The 22,188-nt window shown below is 71.7% G+C and carries 21 protein-coding genes and 2 pseudogenes; 11 read left to right on the forward strand and 12 right to left on the reverse strand.

The features are described 5' to 3' along the window. The first annotated feature begins 52 nt into the window (after positions 1–52). Both OG306_RS05315 and OG306_RS05320 read left to right on the forward strand, forming a co-directional pair. On the forward strand, positions 53–550 hold the full coding sequence (locus tag OG306_RS05315) for an Lrp/AsnC family transcriptional regulator (RefSeq protein WP_266744871.1): 498 nt from the start codon (positions 53–55) through the stop codon (positions 548–550). A gap of 73 nt (positions 551–623) precedes the next feature. Then, entirely contained in the window at positions 624–2,309 is a 1,686-nt protein-coding gene (locus OG306_RS05320) for a DUF885 domain-containing protein (protein ID WP_266744872.1), read from the forward strand. A 171-nt stretch (positions 2,310–2,480) separates the two neighbouring features. On the opposite strand, the pseudogene OG306_RS05325 reads toward OG306_RS05320, so the two are convergent. Beyond that, positions 2,481–2,720 (reverse strand): annotated as a pseudogene (locus OG306_RS05325) (rhodanese-like domain-containing protein); the annotation flags it as partial. On the opposite strand from OG306_RS05325, the pseudogene OG306_RS05330 reads away from it, so the two are divergent. Then, positions 2,680–2,901: pseudogene (locus tag OG306_RS05330) on the forward strand (winged helix-turn-helix transcriptional regulator); the annotation flags it as partial. The pseudogenes OG306_RS05325 and OG306_RS05330 sit on opposite strands and share 41 nt — an antisense overlap. On the opposite strand, the gene OG306_RS05335 reads toward OG306_RS05330, so the two are convergent. The 3 genes from OG306_RS05335 to OG306_RS05345 all read right to left on the reverse strand — a co-directional run bounded on the left by OG306_RS05335 (position 2,848) and on the right by OG306_RS05345 (position 8,149). After that, complete coding sequence (locus OG306_RS05335; RefSeq protein WP_371665169.1) at positions 2,848–6,084, reverse strand: AAA family ATPase; 3,237 nt, start codon at positions 6,082–6,084, stop codon at positions 2,848–2,850. The pseudogene OG306_RS05330 and the gene OG306_RS05335 overlap by 54 nt on opposite strands. Next, entirely contained in the window at positions 6,081–7,247 is a 1,167-nt protein-coding gene (locus tag OG306_RS05340) for an exonuclease SbcCD subunit D (protein WP_266744874.1), read from the reverse strand. Before OG306_RS05340 ends, OG306_RS05335 begins: the two co-directional genes overlap by 4 nt. Before the next feature lie 275 nt (positions 7,248–7,522). Continuing rightward, positions 7,523–8,149, reverse strand: coding sequence for a YigZ family protein (locus OG306_RS05345; protein WP_266907245.1), 627 nt, complete (start codon positions 8,147–8,149; stop codon positions 7,523–7,525). Between the two features lie 58 nt (positions 8,150–8,207). Here OG306_RS05345 and OG306_RS05350 point away from each other — a divergent pair, with 58 nt between their 5' ends. Further along, on the forward strand, positions 8,208–8,618 hold the full coding sequence (locus tag OG306_RS05350) for a CoA-binding protein (protein ID WP_266744876.1): 411 nt from the start codon (positions 8,208–8,210) through the stop codon (positions 8,616–8,618). Positions 8,619–8,691: 73 nt separating this feature from the next. Further along, positions 8,692–9,516 (forward strand): aminoglycoside N(3)-acetyltransferase, encoded by an 825-nt coding sequence (locus OG306_RS05355; RefSeq protein WP_266744877.1) that lies wholly within the window; start codon positions 8,692–8,694, stop codon positions 9,514–9,516. On the opposite strand, the gene OG306_RS05360 is transcribed toward OG306_RS05355, so the two are convergent. After that, a complete protein-coding gene (locus OG306_RS05360) occupies positions 9,493–10,104 on the reverse strand; it encodes a YbaK/EbsC family protein (protein WP_266744878.1) in 612 nt (203 codons plus the stop codon). The genes OG306_RS05355 and OG306_RS05360 overlap by 24 nt on opposite strands. A 43-nt stretch (positions 10,105–10,147) precedes the next feature. Further along, on the reverse strand, positions 10,148–10,720 hold the full coding sequence (locus OG306_RS05365) for a helix-turn-helix domain-containing protein (protein ID WP_266744879.1): 573 nt from the start codon (positions 10,718–10,720) through the stop codon (positions 10,148–10,150). Between the two features lie 93 nt (positions 10,721–10,813). On the opposite strand from OG306_RS05365, the gene OG306_RS05370 reads away from it, so the two are divergent. Further along, positions 10,814–11,680, forward strand: a complete 867-nt coding sequence (locus OG306_RS05370; RefSeq protein ID WP_266744880.1) for a DMT family transporter — start codon at positions 10,814–10,816, stop codon at positions 11,678–11,680. A 17-nt stretch (positions 11,681–11,697) separates the two neighbouring features. Here the strand turns inward: OG306_RS05370 and OG306_RS05375 are convergent, their stop codons facing one another. After that, positions 11,698–12,453 carry an acyltransferase gene (locus OG306_RS05375; protein ID WP_266744881.1) on the reverse strand — a complete coding sequence of 252 codons (756 nt, stop codon included), beginning with the start codon at positions 12,451–12,453 and terminating at the stop codon, positions 11,698–11,700. Between the two features lie 182 nt (positions 12,454–12,635). Between OG306_RS05375 and OG306_RS05380 the strand changes: the two genes are divergently transcribed. Beyond that, on the forward strand, positions 12,636–13,166 hold the full coding sequence (locus OG306_RS05380; protein WP_266744882.1) for a gamma carbonic anhydrase family protein: 531 nt from the start codon (positions 12,636–12,638) through the stop codon (positions 13,164–13,166). Positions 13,167–13,277: 111 nt separating this feature from the next. Here OG306_RS05380 and OG306_RS05385 read toward each other — a convergent pair whose 3' ends face one another. After that, positions 13,278–13,937: a DedA family protein gene (locus tag OG306_RS05385; RefSeq protein WP_266744883.1), complete on the reverse strand. Its 660-nt coding sequence runs from the start codon at positions 13,935–13,937 to the stop codon at positions 13,278–13,280. A 162-nt stretch (positions 13,938–14,099) separates the two neighbouring features. Next, positions 14,100–14,552 (reverse strand): DUF4442 domain-containing protein, encoded by a 453-nt coding sequence (locus tag OG306_RS05390; protein ID WP_266744884.1) that lies wholly within the window; start codon positions 14,550–14,552, stop codon positions 14,100–14,102. Between the two features lie 138 nt (positions 14,553–14,690). Between OG306_RS05390 and OG306_RS05395 the strand changes: the two genes are divergently transcribed. Together OG306_RS05395 and OG306_RS05400 are read left to right on the forward strand one after the other, a co-directional pair. Beyond that, positions 14,691–15,758, forward strand: a complete 1,068-nt coding sequence (locus OG306_RS05395; protein WP_266744885.1) for a hypothetical protein — start codon at positions 14,691–14,693, stop codon at positions 15,756–15,758. A 63-nt stretch (positions 15,759–15,821) separates the two neighbouring features. Beyond that, positions 15,822–17,120, forward strand: a complete 1,299-nt coding sequence (locus OG306_RS05400; protein WP_371665170.1) for an MFS transporter — start codon at positions 15,822–15,824, stop codon at positions 17,118–17,120. Here OG306_RS05400 and OG306_RS05405 read toward each other — a convergent pair. From OG306_RS05405 to tuf, 3 genes are all read right to left on the reverse strand, one after another. Further along, positions 17,082–17,927, reverse strand: coding sequence for a spermidine synthase (locus OG306_RS05405; RefSeq protein ID WP_266907236.1), 846 nt, complete (start codon positions 17,925–17,927; stop codon positions 17,082–17,084). The two genes, OG306_RS05400 and OG306_RS05405, sit on opposite strands and share 39 nt — an antisense overlap. A 29-nt stretch (positions 17,928–17,956) precedes the next feature. Then, positions 17,957–18,388, reverse strand: a complete 432-nt coding sequence (locus OG306_RS05410) for a hypothetical protein (RefSeq protein ID WP_432762230.1) — start codon at positions 18,386–18,388, stop codon at positions 17,957–17,959. 72 nt (positions 18,389–18,460) lie between these two features. Next, a complete protein-coding gene (gene tuf / locus OG306_RS05415; RefSeq protein WP_266744888.1) occupies positions 18,461–19,630 on the reverse strand; it encodes an elongation factor Tu in 1,170 nt (389 codons plus the stop codon). Positions 19,631–20,070: 440 nt separating this feature from the next. Between tuf and OG306_RS05420 the strand changes: the two genes are divergently transcribed. Further along, on the forward strand, positions 20,071–20,784 hold the full coding sequence (locus OG306_RS05420) for a TVP38/TMEM64 family protein (protein ID WP_371665171.1): 714 nt from the start codon (positions 20,071–20,073) through the stop codon (positions 20,782–20,784). Between the two features lie 225 nt (positions 20,785–21,009). After that, positions 21,010–21,882 (forward strand): undecaprenyl-diphosphate phosphatase, encoded by an 873-nt coding sequence (locus tag OG306_RS05425; RefSeq protein WP_266744891.1) that lies wholly within the window; start codon positions 21,010–21,012, stop codon positions 21,880–21,882. Positions 21,883–22,188 lie beyond the last annotated feature (306 nt).

A 22,188-nucleotide genomic window follows, 5' to 3' on the forward strand; every position in this document is an offset into this window, starting at 1 on the left:
CTCTGAACAAGCGCCGGGTATTCATGAAAATATCCCGTGCTACGTTCGGCAGATGGCCGATTCAGTCGTTCTCGACCCGGTGGATCTGCACATTCTGCGGCTGCTGCAGAACGATGCCCGGACCACCTACCGCGAACTGGCCGCCGAGGTCGGCGTCGCGCCGTCGACCTGTCTGGACCGGGTGGCCAGGCTGCGCCGCTCCGGCGTCATACTCGGCCACCAACTGCGTCTGGACCCGGCGAAGCTCGGCCGCGGTCTGGAGGCGTTGCTCTCCGTACAAGTCCGTCCGCACCGCAGAGAGCTCATCGGCCCGTTCGTCGAACGCATCAGGACACTGCCCGAGTCCCGCGCGCTCTTCCATCTGACCGGGCCCGACGACTATCTGGTCCATGTCGCGGTCACCGGCACCGCGGATCTGCAACGCCTGGTGCTGGACGAATTCACCTCGCGGCGTGAAGTGGCCCGGGTCGAGACCCGGCTGATATTCCAGCAGTGGGAGTGCGGCCCTCTGCTGCCACCCGCCGCCGGACAGCCCGGGACGGGCGCCTGAGACCGCACGCCCGGCGGGCCACCGAGACCGAATAATGGTGACGCGCAGGCCACCGGCGTACGAGGATGTACGCATGTCAGATAATCCCAGCAGCGCGCTGCCCCGCCAGGTCGCCGACGCCTACGTCGACGCATTCATCGAACTCGACCCGATCGCGGGCACCTACCTGGGTGTCGCGGAGAGCTCGCGCCACCTTCCCGACTTCTCCCCCGCGGGGCAGGAAGCCCTCGCCGAACTCGCCCGTACCACCCTGGCGAAGCTCGACGCCGCCGAGCAGCTGCCCGGCGCGGACAGCGATGCCGAGCGCCGTTGCGGCCGCCTTCTGCGCGAGCGTCTCACGGCGCAACTCGCCGTCCATGAGGCCGACGAGGGACTGCGCGCCGTCTCCAACCTCTCCTCGCCGCCGCACAGCATCCGTGAGGTGTTCACGGTGACACCGACCGAGACCGACGAGGACTGGGCGGCGGTCGTGGACCGGCTGCGCGCGGTTCCCGCCGCGTTGGAGGGCTACCGCGAGTCGCTCGCGCTCGGCCTGGAGCGCAAGCTGTACGGCGGCCCGCGCGCCACCGCCACCTTCATCGGCCAGCTCGACGAGTGGGCCGGCGACGGCGGGACGGGTTTCTTCCATGACTTCGCGGCCGCCGGGCCGGCGTCCCTGCGTACCGATCTGGACGACGGCGCCCGCCGGGCCACGGAGTCGGTCGTGGTGCTGCGCGACTGGATGCGCGATGTGTACGCCCCCGCGGTCGAGGGCGCGCCCGACACGGTGGGCCGTGAGCGGTACGCGCGCTGGTCGCGCTACTTCAACGGCACCGATCTCGACCTCGACGAGGCGTACGCGTACGGCTGGTCCGAGTACCACCGGCTGCTCGCCGAGATGAGGACCGAGGCCGAGAAGATCCTGCCCGGCGCCGGTCCCTGGGAAGCGCTGGCCCATCTCGATGTACACGGCAAGCACATCGAGGGGGTCGACGAGGTCCAGGCCTGGCTGCAGAGTCTGATGGACGAGGCGATCGAGGCGCTCGACGGTACGCACTTCGAACTCGCCGAGCGGGTACGGAAGGTGGAGTCCCGCATCGCCCCGCCCGGCGGCGCCGCTGCCCCGTACTACACGGGCCCGTCCGAGGACTTCTCGCGCCCCGGCCGCACCTGGCTGCCCACCATGGGCGAGACCCGCTTCCCGGTGTACGACCTGGTCTCCACCTGGTACCACGAGGGCGTGCCGGGCCACCATCTGCAGATCGCCCAGTGGACGCATGTCGCCGACAGCCTCTCCCGCTACCAGGCGTCGATCGGCGAGGTCAGCGCCAATGCCGAGGGCTGGGCGCTGTACGCGGAGCGGCTCATGGACGAGCTGGGCTTCCTGCCGGACGCCGAGCGCCGCCTCGGCTATCTGGACGCGCAGATGATGCGGGCCTGCCGGGTGATCGTGGACATCGGCATGCACGCGGAGATGGAGATTCCGGCGGACTCCCCGTTCCATCCCGGCGAGCGGTGGACCCCGGACCTGGCCCAGGAGTTCTTCGGCAACCACAGCGGCCGTCCAGCCGACTTCGTGGAGAGTGAACTCACTCGCTATCTCTCGATGCCGGGGCAGGCAATCGGCTACAAGCTGGGCGAACGCGCCTGGCTGCTCGGGCGGGAGAACGCCCGCAAGGCGCACGGCGACGCGTTCGACGCCAAGGCCTGGCACATGGCCGCGCTGTCGCAGGGACCGCTCGGTCTCGATGACCTCGTGGACGAACTGTCCAAGCTCTGACCGTGGACGAACTGTCCAAGACTCCGACCGTGGACGAGCCGGCCAGGCTCTGACCTGCCTCTCGCCCCCTCCCGCCCCTCCCGTCGCCTCCGGTCCTCCGCGCCACTCGCGGGACGTCCCGGCAAGGGCGGCAGGGAGGGGCGAGCGGGAAGGGTACGTGTCCGGCGCGGTGCAGCCGCAGTCGTCGGAGTCGACCGGTGTGGTGAGCGGGTCGGCGTCGCGCCGTTCGCGCCCCTGCCAGGTCTCGAACGAGAAGCCCTCACACACCCAGTACTCGAAGCCGCCGAGCATCTCCTTGACCTGGTAGCCGAGTTCCGCGAGGGCGAGCGCGGCGCGTGTTGCGCCGTTGCAGCCGGGGCCCCAGCAGTACGTGACCACGGGGACGGCCGGGTCGAGGAGGCTGCGGGCCTGTGTTCTGCAACGCGAAGGCCGCGCAACGTTCGCCGAGCTGGCGCGGGCGGTGGCGATGTCCCCGAGTGCCGTGACCGAGCAGGTGCGCAGGCTGGAGGAGGCCGGGGTGATCAGCGGGTACGCGCCGTCAGCCGTTGACCTCGCCCGCGGTGCGGTGCCGTACCGCCGATCCGTGGCGCTCCTTCACCACTTCGAGCTGTGCGGGGATGCGGCGGCGCAGGTCGCCGACATGGCTGACGATGCCGACGCTGCGGTCCCGTTCGCGCAGCGAGTCCAGCACGTCGAGCACCTCGTCGAGGGCCTGGTCGTCCAGGCTGCCGAAGCCCTCGTCGATGAAGAGGGTGTCCAGCCGTACGCCGCCGGCCTCGTCGGTGACGACATCGGCGAGGCCGAGCGCGAGGGCGAGCGAGGCGAAGAAGGTCTCGCCGCCCGAGAGTGTCGCCGTGTCGCGTTCGCGTCCGGTCCAGGCGTCGACGACGTGCAGGCCGAGGCCCGATCGGCGGCCTCCGGTGCGAGCATCGGAGTGGACCAGCGTGTAACGGCCGGACGACATGCGCTGCAGCCGTGCGGTAGCAGCGGCCGCGACCTGTTCGAGCCGGGCGGCGAGCACGTAGGACTCCAGCCGCATCTTGCGTTCGTTGTCCGCGGAGGTACCCGCGGTGAGCCCGGCCAGCCGTGCCACCCGGTCGTACTCCTCGCGCAGCGGCCCGAGCCTGCGTACCTCGTCCGTGGCGCCGCGCGACAGCCCGACCAGCTCGGCGCAGCGCTCGCGTGCGGCGGCCAAAGCCGTGGAGGCGTCCCGCAGCAACCGTTCGGCCGTGCCGTACGCGGCCTGCGCGGCGTCCACCGCGGCGGGCGGGCCGTCGGCGGCGGCTCGGGTCGCGGTCTCGGCGAGACGGTCGGCGACGGCGGCCGCCTCGGACTGCCATGCCTCGATCAGGCGCTGGAGTCCGTGCTGTTCGGCGTCGGTGAGGAGGACCGCGGACGCGGCCTGCGGGGTGTCGAACCCGGCACGGAACGCGGCGTCCGCGAGTCGGCCGTCGGCCTCCTTGCGGCGCTGCGCGGCCGACTCCTGCTCGCGCACCGCCTCGGCGGCGGCGGCGAGCAGACCGACCCGGCGCTCCAGCAGCTCGGCGTGCTCGGCGACGCTGCCGGACTCTCCTCGGATGACCGCCAGCTCTGCTTTTAGCGTGGCCTGTTCACGGTCCAGGCCTTCCCGTAGGGAGGTACGGGCCGCGGCCCGGCGCTCGGCCAGTTGCCGGCTCTCAAGGCGTTCGGCGTGTTCCCGCTCGGCCATGGCGAGTGCCTCGCGCGCCGCGTGCATGCCGGCGGCGGTCCGGTGCGCCTCGGCATGTCCGCGCGTCAGCCTCTCGACGAGCGCGGCGAGTTCGGTGATGGCCGGATCGGCGACGGGCTCGTCCGCGGAACCCGGAAGGGGCCGCTCGCCGCGGGCCGCACCGGTCGCAGCCACCCCGGCCCCGGCGCCCGGCACGCACGGCGCCGACCCGGCAGCAACGCCTCCGGACGCCGACGCGGACACAGCCGACTCGGCCGCGACGCCCCCGGCCCCCCGCCCGCACGCACCCGGGTCGGCGGCAGCGGCGCCGTCCCTCGGCTGCGGCACCGTCGGCTGTGCGGCGGCGGCGCGGGCGGCCAGGTGTTTCTCGCGTACGACCCCGAGCTCCCGGTCCGCCTCCGTGCGCGCCTCCTCGGCACGCCGGTACGCGTCGAGAGCCCGTTCCTCGGTGGCCCGGTCGACATGGCCGTCGCCGGCGCGTGCGGGCCTGGGGTGATCGGCGGAGCCGCACACCATGCAGTCGTCGCCGTCCACCAGTTCGGCGGCCAGTTCCGCGGCGATGTCGCGAAGCCGTCGTTCGCGAAGCTCCAGCCACGTCTCATGGGCGCCCGAGGCCCGCTCACGGGCCTCCGCCAGCCGCTCGGCGGCGGCCGACGCCTGGATGGCGAGCGCGTCACGGCGGCGGGCCGCTTCCAGCCGTGCGCGGGCCGGCTCCAGTCGGCCGGCGAGCTGTTCGGCGCGGGTCGCGGCCTCCTGCGCCTCCTCGATGCGGGCCCGCAATTCGTCACGGGTGGCAGCCCAGCCGGCCAGCCAGCCCTCCGCCTCACGGATCAGCTCGTCGTCGGCCCGGGCCTGGCGCTCCAGTCCGGCTCGCTCGGCGTCGATCTGCGCACTGCGCCGCTCGGCGCGCTGCGCGGCGTCGAGCCCGCCGAGCTCCTGGCGGAGTCTCCGTTCCAGTTCCGCCAGTTGTTCGGCGCCGGCGTCGGCCAGGGTGTCGGGCAGCAGTGCCCGGGCGCCGTCGCGGGCCGCGCGGGCCGTACGGTACGCGCGCTCGGCCTCGTCACGCAGCTCCAGTGCCGGTGCGACGAGGTCGGCCTTGCGGGCCCGTGCGAGCCGTTCACGGTGCCGGTCGTGGTCGGGACGGCCGGCTTCGAGCGCGTCGGCGCGGCGCCGGGTCTCCTCGTACCGCTGCTGGAGCGCAGCACGTTCGCGTTCGTTGTCGAGGGCCAGGCGGGCGGCCGACTGCCGGCCTTCGGCCATGGCCAGTACGGACGCGGCGATGTCGAGCCGTTCCCGGGCGCTGCTGCGGGCCGTCGCGGCCCAGGCCAGCATGCCGTCGGCGAGCCCGGGTTCGCCGGGCTGGATGTCGGGCAGCGGCGATTCGCGGGCGGCCGGTCCGGCGGCCTGGGCAATCCGCTGGGCGACCGCGAGGATCCGTTCGTCCCCGGCCCTGACCTGTGCTTCGGCGGTACGGCGCAGTTCGGCGAGGCGCTCCTCGACGGCGGCGAAACGGCGGGTGTCGAAGAGCCTGCCGAGCAGTTTGCCGCGCGCCTCGGCATCCGCGCGCAGGAAACGTGCGAAGTCGCCCTGGGGCAGGAGGACCACCTGGCAGAACTGGTCCCGGCTCATTCCGATGAGCTGGGTGATCTCCTCGCCGATCTCCTGGTGCGAGCGGCTCAGCGGCCGCCAGCCGTCGTCGGGGTCGTACTCCCGCAGCCGGCTCTGGGCCTTCTCCGTGGTGAAGCCGTTGCCCTTCTTCTTGGGGCGGGGTTGTGCGGGGCGCCGGGTTACTTCGAGGCGCCGGCCGCCGACGGTCAGTTCGAGCGTGACCTCGGTGGGGAGGCCGGCCAGGGCGTGGTCGCTGCGCAGCGACGTGCCGGGGCTCTGGCGGGCGCCCGGCACCGCGCCGTACAGGCTGTAGCAGACCGCGTCGAGGACCGAGGTCTTCCCGGCACCGGTCGGCCCGTGAAGCAGGAAGAGCCCGGCTGAGGAGAGTGCGTCGAAGTCGATGTCCTCGGTGGCGCCGAACGGCCCGAAGGCGGTGATGGCGAGCCTGTGGAGTCTCAACGGTTCACCTCGCGCAGAGCGTCGTCGACCCGTACGTGGTCGAAGGCGCCGCGCAGCACCGTGCGCTCCTGCTCGTCCGCCGCGGCCCCGGCCCGCACGTGTGCCACGAAGTCCTCCGCGATCTGCTGGTCGTCGCGCCCCTGGAGGCGCTGCGCGTACGAGGCGAGCGGGTCGTCGGGGGCCCGTTCGGGTTCGAATACGAGACTGAGGGTGTGCGGGAACCGCTCGACGAGGCGGGTCATCGGCTCGACCGGACGCACCGGGTCGGTGAGTGTGGCCTCCACCCAGGCGTCCTGGTGCCGCTCCAGCGCGGGGTCGTCGACGAGGGTGTCGAGGCGGCCGCGGAGTCTGGCGAGCGGACGGGGCACCGGGCAGTCGATGCGTTCGGCGGTGATCGCGCCCGAGGCGTCGAGGTCGATCAGCCACATCGTCTTGCGGTGGGCTGCCTCGGAGAAGGAGTACGCGAGCGGCGAGCCCGAGTAGCGGACCCGCTCGGTGACGGTCTGGCAGCCGTGCAGATGCCCGAGCGCCGCGTAGTCGACGCCGTCGAAGACTCCGGCGGGTACGGCGGCCACCCCGCCGACGGTGATGTCGCGTTCGCTGTCGCTGGGCTCGCCGCCCGCGACGAAGGCATGGGCGAGCACCACGGACCGGGTGGTGTCGGGGCGGCTCGCGAGGTCCGCGCGCACCCGGTCCATGGCCGCGGTCAGCACCGCCTCGTGCCCGGCACGATCCGCCTTGAAGACGTCCTTCACCAGGGCGGGTTCCAGATAGGGCAGTCCGTAGAACGCCACGTCGCCGTGTGCGTCGCGCAGGACGACGGGGGTGGCGCAGTGGGCGGGGTCGGTACGCAGATGGATTCCGGCCCGCTCGATCAGGCCCGCGCCGACGCCCAGTCTGCGTGCCGAGTCGTGGTTTCCGGAGATCATCACGGTGGGCACACCGGCGGCGGCGAGCCGGTGCAGCGCGTCGTCGAAGAGCTCGACGGCGGAGAGCGGCGGAACGGCCCTGTCGTACACGTCGCCCGCGACGAGGACCACGTCCACCTCGTGTGCGTGCACCGTGGCCACCAGGTGGTCCAGGTAGGCGGCCTGGGCTTCGACCAGGGAAACCCGGTGGAACGACCGCCCCAGGTGCCAGTCCGATGTGTGCAGAATCCTCAAGAACCGGCTCCGACCTGCGTCATTCTCTTCCTCCGCCCCCAGGGCCCGGGGCCGCCGCGCACCGTGATCACACGGGCCGTCGCGGAGTCCTGTCCCTCCGTACCGGCCACGTCCGCACCAGTGGGCCCCTGATTCCTCACCGGCCCCAGTGTCCCATCATCGCCGACCGCCCCGGGCACTTCAGCCGGGCTCGTCGCGCCGGGCGTGGGCCCCGCACAGCGTGGACCCGACCCCGAACCCGACCTCGACCCGCGGTTCCGGCCCCCGCCCCCTGGTCAGGCGTCCCCGTACGCCTCGCCGCCCAGCTCCACTTGGGCCTCGCCCGCCGTCGCGTCGGCCAGCCAGCCGCGGAACCCCTCGACATCGGCGTCCGGCAGCCCGATCTCGATGACGACGGCCTCCGCGTACCGGACCTCGCGCACCGTCCGTCCGGTGGCCCGGAGGTCGTTCTCCAGCTTGCCCGCCCGCTGATGACCGACGGTGATCGTGGCGAGGCGGAACCGCTGCCGGGTAAGGGTGCCGATCGCGTCGAGGGCCTCACCGACCACTCCCCCGTACGCCCGGATCAGGCCGCCCGCGCCGAGCTTCACACCGCCGTAGTAGCGGGTGACGACGGCCACGACGTACCGCATCTCACGGCGCGTCAGCATCTGCAGCATGGGGACACCCGCGGTGCCACCGGGCTCTCCGTCGTCGCTGGCCTTCTGTACGGAGGCGTCGGCGCCGATCACGTAGGCGAAACAGTTGTGGGTGGCGGTCGGGTGTTCCTTGCGGATGCGTGCGACGAAGTCCTGCGCCTCCTGCTCGGTGGCGGCGGGGGCGAGCGCGCAGATGAAGCGTGACCGGTTGATCTCGGTCTCGTGCACGCCCGCTCGGGCGACTGTCCGGTACTGCTCCTGCATCCCGCCAGCCTATGCCCCGGCCGGGAACAGTCCGGGGCCGCCGTCCGTTGTCCGGATCATGTACGCAGACGCAGAGACGATCCGCAGGATTCTCCGGGACACGGGCGAGACCTGGGCCGTGGTGGGCCTGTCCAACAACCGGTCGCGCGCGGCCTACGGCGTCGCCGAGGTGCTTCAGCGCCTCGGCAAGCGAGTGGTCCCGGTGCATCCGAAGGCGGAGCGGGTCCATGGCGAGGACGGCTACGCCTCGCTGGCCGACATACCGTTCCCGGTCGATGTGGTGGACGTCTTCGTCAACAGCGAACTGGCGGGCGGCGTGGCCGACGAGGCAGTGGCCACGGGTGCGAAGGCGGTCTGGTTCCAGCTCGGGGTGGTCGACACCGAGGCGTACGACCGTACGCGCGCGGCGGGGCTCGACATGGTCATGGACCGCTGCCCGGCCATCGAAATACCGGCGCTGAGCCTGTAGCCGCAGCACTCCCGCCGCTCGTCCGCATGTGCGTGGTGTCACACTCGTGGTCCGGCTGGGAGAATGACCCGCTGTGAGTACTACGACTGCGCCGATCGTCCGTCACGGCCGAACCGGGCTGGCCGGGCAGCTGTCCGAGCTCGGAGTGGAGCGGAACGGCGTCCTGCTGGTACACGCGTCGATGCGGGCGGTGGGCGCGGTCGGCTGCGGGGTCGGGGCAGTGGTCGGTGCGTTGCGCGACGCCCTCGGCGAACACGGCACACTCGTCGTCCCGGCCTTCACCCCGGAGAATTCCGACACCTCTGCGCACTATCTCGACCGGGTGCGCGGTCTCACCGACCAGGCCCGGGAGGCGGTACGGGCGAGCATGCCGCCGTTCGACGCGGCGACCTCGGCCGCGCCGTCGATGGGCCGCCTGGCGGAGGCGGTCCGGCTGACCGAGGAGGCGGTACGCAGCGGACACCCCCAGACGTCCTTCGCCGCGCTCGGACCGCTGGCCCGGAATCTGGTGGCGGACCACCGGTCCGACTGCCATCTCGGCGAGGACTCCCCGTTGGCCCGCCTCTACGACCTGCGTGCCCACGTGCTTCTGCTGGGCACCGGGTTCGACACCTGCACCGCGTTCCATCTCGGTGAGTACCGGGTGCCCGCCCCGCCCCGCCGCAGCTACCGCTGTGTGGTGACGACCGAAGGCCGGCGCCATTGGTGGGAGTACGAGGACGTCGCGCTGGACGACGGCGACTTCGCGGCCCTGGGAGCGGACTTCGCCCGCTCGGACAACGGTGCGGCCGTCCGCACCGGTCCGGTGGGCGCGTCGACGAGCCGGCTCTTCCGCCTCACCGATGCAGTCGACTTCGCGTCCCGCTGGCTGTCGTCACACCGGGGCGGGTGCCGGTGAGGGCCCTGCGCCGCACGCACGGCTGAGCGGCGGCCTGACGCCCAGGCCCTCGACGATCACCGCGCCCGGCAGCGCGGCCAGTGCCTTGCCCGGCACGATCAGCTTGCCCCGGCGGCTGCCGCTGCCGATCAGCACCCACTCCTCGTCGACGACGGCGGGATCGATCAACAGCAACCAGCCGGCCGGGAGTCCGATCGGTGTGATGCCGCCGTACTCCATGCCGGTCTCACCGACCGCCGTGTCCATCGGGGCGAAGGATGCCTTGCGGGCACCGAGGTGCTTGCGGACCGCGCCGTTCACGTCGACGCGGGAGTGGGAGAGGACGAGGCAGGCCGCCAGCGACACTTCGCCGCCGCGCTTGCCCGCCACCACGACGCAGTTGGCCGACCGGTCGAGCAGTTCCGCACCGTGGTGCTCGACGAAGACCGCGGTGTCGGCGATGGCCGGATCGGTGTCGACGTGGATGACATGCTCGGCGGGGACGCCGCCCCAGCCCTCGGCCACGGCTGCGGCGACGGGCTCGGTGAGCAGGTCGAGACGGTCGGCCGCCGGACAGGCGTTCTCGAAGGAACCGATGGGTGCGCGCATAAGCAGCACGCTAACAGCGTCCCGGAGGCGTCAGACGGCCGTCTCATCGTACGGGCGGGATCGAGACCGCCATGGTCACCTCGGTGGGCTCGGAGCCGTCGTTGCGGTAGGCATGCGGGTGGTGCGCCTCGAAGGAGGCGGATCCACCGGCGGGTACGCGGTACGAGGAGCCGTCGACGATCAGGGTGAGCTCGCCCGCCGTGACGTGGAGCAGTTCGACGGTGCCCTCGGGGTGCGGATCGGAGGTGCTGCTGTCGCCGGGCATCAGTCGCCACGACCAGAGTTCGAGCGGGCCCCTGGCCTCCGTGCCGACGAGCAGGGTGGTGGCGCTGCCCGCCTCCGTGGACCACATGCGCACCGCCTGGCTCTCGGGCACCAGCCGGACGGGGGAGTCCTGTTCGTAGTCGAGCAGCGTCGTGATGCTGACACCCAGCGCGTCGGCGAGCTTGACCGTGGTGCCGACGCTCGGATTGGTGCGGGCCTGCTCGATCTGAATGATCATGCCGCGGCTGACCCCGGCACGCGCGGCGAGTGCGTCCAGAGTGAAGCCGCGTTCCCCCCGCCAGCGTTTGAGATTGCGCGCCAGCGACTGAGTGAGCTGATCCAGGTCAGACACATTCCGTCCAATATTTTGAATGACAGGGTCGAATATATTGCACTACGGTGTGGTGGACCGCACCGTTCATCGCACTGTACTGCGAGGCATGCCATGACAGCACTGTTCGCCCTGGCCACCAGCCTGCTCTGGGGGTTGGCCGACTTCGGCGGCGGGCTGCTCACCCGGCGTACGCCCGCACTCACCGTGGTCGTCGTCTCGCAGGCCGCCGCGGCCGTGGTGCTGGGCGGCGTCGTGATCGCGACCGGCGGCTGGAGCGAGGCGGGTCCGCACCTCTGGTTCGCCGTCGCGGCGGGTGCCGTCGGACCGGTCGCGCTGCTGAGCTTCTACAAGGCCCTGGCACTCGGCCCGATGGGCGTGGTCTCGCCGCTCGGATCACTGGGTGTCGCCGTTCCGGTGAGCGTCGGGATCATCGTCGGGGAGCGGCCGGGGCTGCTGCAGTTCGCGGGGGTCGGCGTGGCCGTGGTGGGCATCGTGCTGGCCGGCGGTCCGCAATTGCGCGGGGCGCCGGTGCAGCGCCGGGCGGTGCTGCTGACCCTGGTGGCCGCCTTCGGCTTCGGCTCGGTGATGTCCCTGATCGCGGAGGCGTCCACCACGGTCACCGGGCTGTTCCTGGCGCTGTTCGTCCAGCGCCTGACCAACATCGCGGTGGGCGGTACGGCCCTGTATGTATCGGTGCGGCGCGGGGCACGCGCACTGCCGGAGGACGGCGGTGTCGCCGTGGTGCTCGCGGCGCTGCCCGCCCTGGCGTTCGTCGGACTCGCGGATGTGGCGGCCAACGGCACGTACTCGATCGCCGCACAGCACGGCCCGGTCACCGTGGCCGCCGTGCTCGCCTCGCTCTATCCGGTGGTCACGGCCGTGGCCGCGCGCGGCGTGCTCAAGGAACGGCTGCGCGGGGTACAGGCGGCCGGGGCCGGTCTCGCACTGGTGGGCACGGTGCTGCTGGCGACCGGCTGAGGGCTCCGGCCGCCCCCTCAGTCGCCGGACGGGCCCGAAGCCTCACCCGGTTCCGCCAGGGACAGCAGCTGCTCGGGCGTGACGCCCGACGGAATCGGCACCGGGGCAGGGGTGCGCAGCGGAGGCTGCCAGCCCATCTCGGAGTCCCAGCTGCGCACGACACGGGCGGGAGCACCGGCCACCACCGCATGATCGGGTACCTCTCCGCGTACGACCGCGCCCGCCGCGACCACCACGTTGCGCCCCAGCACGGCCCCCGGCAGAATCACCGCTCCGGTGCCGATCCAGCAGCCCGGCCCGATGGCGACGGGCTCCATGCGGGGCCACTGCTTGCCGACCGGCTCGTACGGATCGTCGTAACTGTGGTTCGTGGACGTGATGTACACATACGGTCCGCAGTACGTGTCCGAGCCGATGGTCACCCTGGTGTCGGCGACGACATGACTGCCGCGGCCGAGCACCACTCCGTCCCCCAGAGTCAGGATCGGCTCGGCGCCGAGGTCCAGGTCGGGCATGAGTCCGGCCGTCAGCGTGACCTGCTCACCGATCACACAGTGGGCGCCGAGCTCGATCCACGGCTCCCCGAAGACCGTGCCCTGCGGGAAGGCCAGCCGGGTGCCTTCGCCGATCCGGCCGAACCGCAGCCCACCGGGGTGTTCCGCGGTGACCGCGCCCGACTCCTGCACCCAGCGCCAGCCGCGATGGACGGCCCGGGACAGGGCGCGCCGCCGCCAGGCGGCGAGGGAAGAGAACGCGTTCCAGTTCTTGGGCACTCGCACACGGTAGTCGGCGGCGCCCGGCGTGATCACCGCGGCACCCTGTGATGTTCACCCCACTCGACGTCAGCTCTTCGCCCGTCGCCTACCGTTTCCCCGACGCGATCGGACAGCGGCGGCCGAGCCGTGGCGGTCGGACGACCACGACCGCACCACACCTGAGCACGGAGGAACGGGCGATGGCAGAGCAGGCGTTGATCACCGGAATCGGCGGCAAGGAGCCGGACATCGATGCGGAGGCCTTCACCGCACCGACGTCGGTCGTGATCGGCGAGGTCACGATGGCGGCGGGCTCCAGCCTCTGGTACCAGGCCGTGCTGCGCGCCGATTGCGGTCCCATCGTCATCGGCGCCGACAGCAACATCCAGGACAACTGCAGCGTGCATGTCGATCCCGGGTTCCCGGTGACGGTCGGCGAGCGTGTCTCGGTCGGACACAACGCCGTACTCCACGGCTGCACCATCGAGGACGACGTCCTGGTCGGCATGGGGGCCGCGGTCCTCAACGGCGCTCGCATCGGCGCCGGTTCACTGGTCGCGGCACAGGCGCTGGTTCCCCAGGGGATGCAGGTACCACCGGGGTCGCTCGTCGCCGGCGTCCCCGCCAAGGTCAAGCGGCAGCTGACCGAGGAGGAGCTCGAAAGCATCAGGTTCAACGCGGTGGGCTACACGGAACTGGCCAAGGCACACCACCAGGCACACGCGAGCTGAGCGGAACGCGGCGGCACGGAGCGCAACCGAGGGCCACGGGCGGGCCGACGGAGGGCAGCGAAGGAAGCCTCGGACGGCGATTCCCCCGGGTCCGTTCCGCCTCCGGCCCGGTCAGTCCACTGCCGGCACGGTCTCCGCCTCGGGCGCCGATGCGGCCGACGCCTGTGCCGCCGCCTTCTTGGCCCGGTTCTTCAGCACCAGCATCGACGTCACACCGATCAGCACCGCGGCGGCCAGGCCGAGGTAGGAGAACCGCTTGAGCCAGGCCTCGGCGACGACACCCACCGAGTAGACGACGGCCGTGGTGCCACCGGCCCAGACGATGCCGCCCAGCACGTTCGCGATCAGGAACTTCCAGTACGGCATGTGCAGCACGCCGGCCAGCGGACCCGCGAAGATCCGCAGCAGTGCGACGAAGCGGCCGAAGAACACCGCCCACATGCCCCACTTCTGGAACGACCGTTCCGCCATGCCGATCTGGCTTTCCCCGAAGTGCTTGGGGAACTTCCCGCCGAGCCGGGCGAGCAGTGGCCGGCCGCCCTTGCGGCCGATGGCGTAGCCGACCGAGTCACCGATGACCGCGCCCGCCGATGCGCAGGCGCCGAGGATCCAGGGGTTGATTCCGTCGTGTCCGGCGGCCAGAAGCGCCGCGCTGACCAGGACGATCTCGCCCGGCAGCGGAATGCCGAGGCTCTCCAGCCCGATGACGACGCCCACCAGGACGTACACGCTGACCGCCGGGACGGTCTCCAGCCACTCCTGGATGTGCAACGCCGATTCCTCTCGTAACTGATGTCCGGTTGCCCGCCGGCCAACTCCTCGGCGCACCGCGGGAATGCTACCTGTCCGACCATCCGCCCGAACAGCACGAAGGACCGCCACGGCCCCTGGAGTCCAAGGGTGTGTGGCGGCCCTTCACGGAGCCGTTCCTGGTCAGGCGTTCGGACGCAGCGTCCAGAGGACCGTCATCTCACCGGTCACCGCGCCGTCCGCGCGCCGGATCTCGATGGCCACGGGGAATTCGGGGCGCTTGCCCGCGTCCAGTTCGGCGACGACCTCGGCCACCGGGCGGCCGAGGGTCGCCGTGGCCGTGACGACGCCCTTGGCCAGCTTCTTGTAACCGATCTCCGCCTTCACCGCCAGCGGAACAGCGCGGGACAGCTGGTCGCCGAAGGCGGCGAGGACGATCGCACCGCTCGCGGACTCCGCGAGCGTGAACATCGCACCGGCATGGGGTCCGCCGACATGGTTGTGGTAGTCGGCCTGGTCCGGCAGACGGACCACCGCACGCTCGGCGGTCGTCTCCAGGAACTCGAGGTTGAGGGTCCGGGCCATCGGGACCGTCGCGGCGAGCATCTCGCCCACGGTCGTCTGTTCAGCACTCATGACCAGATGTTACTTGCGAGTAGAACTGTTTGGCCATCCCGGGATCCGCTCCGTCCCGTAACGCTGGCGCTTCCTTCACGGTCCGCTCGCGGGGGCGGGCGTAGCCGACCGGACACCGCACCTCTATCGTTACTCGCCATGTGGCCAGGACAGCAGCCGCCCGGGGGCGAGCAGAACCCGCAGGACCAGAGTCAGAACCCGTATCAGCAGCCGGGGTACCAGCAGCCGAATCCCTATCAGCAGCCGGGATATCAGCAGCAAGGACAGCCCGGGCAGCAGCCGGGGTACCAGCAGCAGGGTCAGCAGCCCGGCTACCCGCAGCCGAACCCGTACCAGCAGCCGACCGTGCCGCAGTACGCGGTGCCCGGCCCGCCCGGTGGTCCGCGGCCCGACGGCGGCAAGAAGAAGACCACCGCCGTCGCGATCGTCGCGGCCACCGCCGTCGTCGTGGCTGCCGCGGTCACCGGTGTCGTCGTGATGAACAAGGACGACAACAAGGGCAAGGACGTCGCCGACGACAAGAACTCCTCGGCGCCCGCCGAGCCGTCCGGATCCGCTTCCTCGCCCGAGGCGAACCCGCGCGGCGCCGACGGGGACGCCAAGCCCCTGATCGCAGGCTGGAAGGTCGTCACCAACCCCAGGTGGGGCACGCAGTTCGACGTGCCCGGCGACTGGGAGGTCGGCGCTCCCGGCACGTTGTCGTACTTCGAGGACGACAAGAAGGGTGACGGTTCGCCCTACATCGGATTCTCCGCACCGTCCTACTACCAGAGCAAGTGGTGCGTGGACGATTCCGACAAGGACGGCACCAAGGAGGACATGAGCCTGGCCAGCGCCGGCTCCAGGGGCGCCCAGGGCGCCACCGACGCGGCCAAGAACGCCCGCAACGAGGCCGGCGACTGGGCGTGGGCCGCCTACGCGCAGCACATGCCGAAGAGCACCATCAAGTTCACCGAGGCCAAGCAGTACACCACCAAGTCGGGTCTCACCGGCCAGGTCGTCACAGCCACCGCCCCGAATGTCACGAAGCGGAAGAAGTGCGACAGCGACGGCAAGACGATCGCCTTCACCTTCAAGAACAAGAAGGGCGATTTCGCGTCCTGGATCCTGTACGCAGCGCACAACGTCAAGGACGAACTCCCTGACACGACGATCCAGAAGATTCTGAGCACCGTGCGGCTGGTGGACGTCACCCCGTCCCCCTGACCCACTCCCCCGTGTCCCGGAAAGCAGTTGGCAGGGCGGGGCCGCGGCAGCGATAGTCCCTTGGTGACTGCCGCTCCCGCCTCCCCCGTCCGCCGCCCCGGCCGCAACTATCGTCTGCTGACCGCCGCCGCGATCATCACCGGCCTGGGTACCCATGGCGCGCTGATCGCGGCGGCGTTCGCGGTTCTGGAGGCGGGCGGTGACGGCGGCGACGTCGGGCTGGTGGCCGCCGCCAGGGCCGCACCGCTGGTGCTCTTCCTGCTGATCGGCGGGGCGGTCGCCGACCGACTGCCGCGCCACCGTGTGATGGTCGCGGCGAACACCCTCAACTGCGTCTCGCAGGCCGCCTTCGCCTGGCTGGTCCTGGCCGGTGATCCGAAGCTGTGGCAGATGATGCTGCTCACCGCGTTGTGCGGCACCGGGCAGGCGTTCTTCAACCCGGCGGCCGAGGGCATGCTGATGTCGAGCGTCAGCCCTGAGCAGGCGAGCCGCGCCTTCGCCCTCTTCCGGATGGCCATGCAGGGCGCGACGATCGGCGGCGCGGCGCTCGGCGGCGCCATGATCGCCGCGATGGACCCGGGCTGGGTGCTGGCCATCGATGCCGCGTCCTTCGCGGTGGCAGGTGCGCTGCGCGCCTTCCTCGACGTCAGCCACATTCCGTCGCGCGCGCCGGGCGGCGGTCTGCTCGCCGATCTGCGGGACGGCTGGCAGGAGTTCGTCGGCCGCCCCTGGCTGTGGAGCATCGTGGCGCAGTTCTCGGTGGTGGTCGCCGCGGTGGGGGCCGCCGAGTCGGTGTACGGGCCGCTGGTCGCCCGGGACGAGCTCGGTGGCGCCCGCCCCTGGGGCTTCGCGCTCGCCGCGTTCGGGGCCGGCACGTTCGGCGGGGCGTTCCTGATGACGCGCTGGAGGCCGCGGCGGATGCTGCTGGCCGGAACCCTCTGTGTCTTCCCGCTGGCGCTGCCGTCGGCGGGGCTGGCGGTGCCGTTGCCGGTGGCGGGGCTCTGCGGGGTGATGTTCGTCAGCGGGGTCGCCATCGAGGTGTTCGGGGTCTCGTGGATGACGGCCATGCATCAGGAGATCCCGGAGGAGAAGCTGTCGCGGGTCTCGGCGTACGACTGGTTCGGCTCGGTGGCGATGATGCCGGTCGCCACCGCGCTCGCCGGGCCGGTGGAGTCCCTGGTCGGGCGCGGTCCTGCCCTGTGGGGCTGCGCGGCGCTGATCGTGCTGGTCACCGGTGCCGTGCTGTTCGTGCCCGAGGTACGCAATCTGACCCGGGCCGCCGTCACCACCGAGGTGGTGACGGCCAAGGCGCGGGCATCGGACTCAGCCGATGCCGAAGGCTCCGTCGGGCGGCTCGGGTGAGGCGACCGCCCCGCTGTCCTCGACCGGCCGGGCGGCTCCGGCGAACCGGTCCAGCGCGCGGCCGTACTCGACCCTGGCGGGGAAGGCGTCCGCGGCGCAGCGACGGGTCAGCGTCGCGGTGTCGACGGGGAGCGGGGACGCGACGAGGATGACGTTGCCGAAGCGCCGGCCGCGCAGCACCGCGGGTTCGGCGATCAGCGCGAGTTCCTCGAAGACGGCCGCGAAGGTGGCCAGTTGGGAGCGGAGGAACCCGAAGGGCGCGCCGTCGGCGAGGTTGGCGGCGTAGATTCCGCCGTCGCGCAGCGCCCGGCGGGCGGCCCGCGCGTACTCGACGGTGGTGAGGTGGGCGGGCACCCGCGAGCCGCCGAAGACGTCCGCGATCAGGAGGTCGACGGAGCCGGGCGGGGTCTGTTCCAGCCGGCTGCGGGCGTCCGTGCCGTGCACGGTGATCCCGCTGCTTTCGGGAACCGGCAGGTGCTCGGCGACCAGGGCGAGGAGCCCGAGGTCGGCCTCGGCGACGTCCTGACGGGAGCCGGGCCTGGCCGCGGCGACGTAGCGGGGCAGGGTGAGCGCACCGCCGCCGAGGTGGAGTACGTCCAGTGGTGCGCCCGGTGCCGCCGCGCAGTCCACGACGTGGGCGAGCCGTCGCGCGTACTCGAATTCGAGGTGGTCCGGCGCGTCGAGGTCGACGTACGACTGGGGCGCGCCGTCGACGGTGAGCAGCCAGGCCCGGTCCCGGTCCACGTCGGGCAGGAGTCTGGCGGTGCCGTGGTCCACGTCCCGGATGACAGGTATCGACTCGTTCACTCCCCCATTGTGCGGGCCGGATCAGCTGTTCATGACCGCGGCGACGGCTTCGGTGTGCGCCGCCGCCTGGGTGAGCCCGGCGCGGGCCGCCGCGGCCCGGCGGCCCGGCGGCCCGGGTCGAGGGGGTTGTGGCCGAATGCCTTCTTCGCCGCCGCATCCGGGGTGATGACCTCGACGCGGGCGCCCTTCGCGGCGAGTTCGGCCGCCTGTGAGCGCGGCGAGGCGATGGCTTTGTTGCCACTGGCCGTCGGTGCGACGACGATGACGCGTCCGTGGCCCGCGGCGAGATGGGCGTTGGCCGGGGAGTGCACCCCGCCGACCGCCGCGCCCGCCGAGCTGCCGATGATCAGGTCGGCGCCGGTGAGGTCCACGCCCGCCTTCGCGAGCCCGTACAGAATTCCCGTTTCCCAGGCGCTGCCGGTGACACCGCCGGCGCCGAGCACCAGTGCTGTTTCTGTCATGCCGTCAGTCTTGCGCGGGGCGCCGGGCCCGCCTCCCGCGGGGTACGGGAGGCGGGCCCTTGGCGGCACGCGTCAGAGCAGTGCGGTGACGGTGCCCGCACCGACGGTGCGGCCGCCCTCGCGGATCGCGAAGCCGAGTCCGGTCTCCAGCGGGACGTCACGGCCCAGTTCGACGGTCAGGTCGACCGTGTCGCCGGGGCGCGCCACCGCCACCGCGCCGAGGTCGACATCGCCGACGACGTCCGCGGTGCGGATGTAGAACTGCGGCCGGTAGCCGGTGGTGACCGGCGTGGTCCGGCCGCCCTCCCGCGCCGACAGGACGTACACCTGTGCGGTAAAGCGACGGCTCGGCGTCACGCTGCCGGGCGCCGCGACCACATGGCCGCGGCGGACCCGGTCGCGCTCCACACCGCGCAGCAGCAGCGCCACGTTGTCGCCGGCCTCCGCGGACTCCATGGGCTTCCCGAAGGTCTCCAGACCGGTGACGACCGTCTCGATGTCCGGGCCCAGCACCGACACCCGGTCCCCGACCCGTACGGTGCCGCGCTCGACGGCCCCGGTGACGACGGTGCCCCGGCCGGTGATGGTCAGGACGTTCTCCACCGACAGCAGGAACGGCGCGTCGGTGTAGCGGACCGGCATCGGCACGTACGTGTCGACGGCGTCCAGCAACGCCTCGACGGCCGCGGTCCAACGCGGGTCGCCCTCCAGGGCCTTGAGGCCCGACACACGTACGACGGGGACGGAGTCACCGCCGTAGCCGTGCGCGGAGAGCAGCTCACGGACCTCCAGCTCGACCAGGTCGGTCAGCTCGGGGTCCCCCGCGTCCGCCTTGTTGAGGGCCACGACGATGTGGTCGACGCCCACCTGCCGGGCGAGCAGGACGTGCTCGGCGGTCTGCGGCATGATCCCGTCGAGCGCGGAGACGACGAGGATCGCCCCGTCGAGCTGGGCGGCGCCGGTGACCATGTTCTTGATGTAGTCGGCGTGGCCCGGCATGTCGACATGGGCGTAGTGGCGGGTGTCGGTCTCGTACTCGACGTGCGCGATGTTGATGGTGATGCCGCGCTGCGTCTCCTCCGGTGCCCGGTCGATCCGGTCGAACGGGACGAACGTGCCGGTTCCGCGGTCGCTGAGGACCTTGGTGATGGCGGCGGTCAGGGTGGTCTTGCCGTGGTCGACGTGGCCCATGGTGCCGATGTTGAGGTGCGGCTTGGTGCGCACGTATGCCGTCTTGGGCATGGCTCATTCCTTGGATTCGAAGCTGAGAGAGAAGACCCCAGGGCCCCGCCGACCCTCCCCTTACGGGGTCCGCCGGACTGTCGGGGGAGGGTCAGCTTCGGGCGCCGCCGATGGGTGCCTCGGCAGCGGTGAACGCTGCCGCGGCGACAAGTGCCGCTGCGATGACGGGGCTCACGGCAGCCTTCGGCGCGTCCGCGACTGCGGACCGCGCTGCGAGAAAGGCGTACCGGAACATGGGTCCGATCATGGCCGAGCGACGCGGCGGCGTCGAATGGTTTTCCGGCGGACATCGCGGGCGGGATGAGGGAGTTCGGCGTCCGTCGGAGGCTGGCCTCCGTCGGAGGCCTGGCGTCCGGCAGGGCGCCGGGAGTGTACGGGCCACCCGTCCCGTACCGTTCGCCTTGCGGCGATCACCCACGGGCGTCGGTTAGTCTCCCCGCATGCTCGACCCCGTCCCCGCCGCCCGGCCCGCCACCGGTCTCGCCGCGCGCTGCACGAGGGCGCTGCTGTCGCCCTGGTCCCGGTTCTCACTGCTCGTGGTGGTGCTGCTGGCCGCCGCGGCGGCGATGCTGCTCCTCCAGCCCCAGCGACTGCTCGCCGCCGACTGGCCCGGCAGGCTGAGCGGGGGCGCGGCCGCGCTCGTGCTGTTCGCTGTCGCGTACGGCGCGTGCACCGTGGCCTTCGTACCGAGGCCCCTGCTCAATGTCGCCGCGGGCGCGCTCTTCGGTTCGCAGGCGGGTCTGGCGGCGGCGCTGGCGGGCACGGTCCTCGGCGCGGGCATCTCGTTCGGGCTGGGCAGGGTGCTCGGGCAGGACGCACTCCGTACGCTGCTGCGCGGGCGCTGGCTCAGGGCGGCGGACGGTCAGCTGAGCCGGCACGGTTTCCGCTCGATGCTGGCGCTGCGGCTGTTCCCCGGTGTCCCGTTCGCGGCGGCCAACTACTGCGCGGCGGTCTCGCGCATGGGGTATCCGCCGTTCCTGGCCGCCACCGGGCTCGGCTCGATCCCGAACACCGCCGCCTATGTCGTCGCGGGCAGCGAGGCCTCGTCACCGACGTCGCCCGCGTTCCTGGCGGCAATGGGCTTCATCGTGCTGACGGGGCTCGGCGCGGCCGTCGTCGCCTGGCGCAAGCGCCACCGATTCTCCGCCGAGTGAGCCGTGTGGTCCGGTACGCGCCGGAACGGGCGGCAGGGGCGGCAGGGGCGACGCAGGGTATGCGTAAAACTGTTCATCTGAGGGCGATACCCTGCCCGCGACCGACCGAAGATCTCCGGGCGCGGCGCGGTGCCCTGCCCTCATTCGACCGCACATCCGTACATGGCCGACGGCACCCATGGCCGTCGGCCGATGCACGATCACCTCCGGGATGGCCAAAGCCCCATGAGCTGGTTCGAATCGTTCGTCCTGGGCCTCGTTCAGGGACTGACCGAGTTCCTGCCGATCTCCTCCAGCGCGCATCTGCGGCTGACCGCCGCGTTCGCCGGCTGGCACGACCCGGGTGCGGCGTTCACCGCCATCACCCAGATCGGCACGGAGGCTGCCGTCCTCATCTACTTCCGCAAGGACATCGTCCGGATCGTCTCGGCCTGGTTCCGCTCGCTGGTGGACCGGTCGATGCGCGGCGACCACGACGCCCGGATGGGCTGGCTGGTCATCGTCGGCTCCATCCCCATCGGCGTGCTCGGTGTGACGTTCAAGGACCAGATCGAGGGCCCTTTCCGCGATCTGCGGCTGATCGCCACCACTCTGATCGTCATGGGCATCGTCCTCGGCATCGCCGACCGCCTCGCCGCCCGCGACGATTCGGGGGGCAGACACCGGGCCGGCAAGGAGCGCAAGACGCTCAGGGAGCTCGGCATCAAGGACGGCCTGATCTTCGGTTTCTGCCAGGCCATGGCCCTGATCCCGGGTGTCTCCCGTTCCGGCGCCACCATCAGCGGTGGTCTGCTGATGGGGTACACCCGCGAGGCGGCGGCCCGCTACTCCTTCCTGCTCGCGATCCCGGCGGTGCTGGCCTCGGGTGTCTTCGAGCTGAAGGACGCGGGTGAGGGGCATGTGTCGTGGGGGCCGACGATCTTCGCGACGTTCATCGCGTTCGGCGTCGGGTACGCCGTCATCGCGTGGTTCATGAAGTTCATCACGACCAAGAGCTTCATGCCCTTCGTCATCTACCGCGTACTGCTGGGCGTACTGCTGTTCGCCCTGGTGGCGGCCGGTGTGCTGAGCCCGCACGCGGGCGAGTCGGCGGGGTAAGGATTCGACGGGGGACGGGAGCGGGTGGCGGCCGCACGCACGCAGTCGGCGGCGAACAGCCCGAGCAGTGCGGCGCGGAGCCGACGAGCGCCGCTCCTGTCCCACAGACGAGCACCGCTCCCGTCACACAACCCGTCACACAACAGAGTGCTTCGACCGGGCGCGGTCGACGCCACGCGGCGATGAGGAGCGGTTGCCCGGCGCTCGCGGGCCGAGCACGGTCGTCTCCGCTGCGGACCGGTCCCATGGTCCGAAGCCTCCCCCGGTCCGCCACGGCGGGCGTCGTCACGGCGGAGGCGGTCGTCC

This window comes from Streptomyces sp. NBC_01241 (assembly GCF_041435435.1).
In the GTDB taxonomy this organism is placed as follows: domain Bacteria; phylum Actinomycetota; class Actinomycetes; order Streptomycetales; family Streptomycetaceae; genus Streptomyces.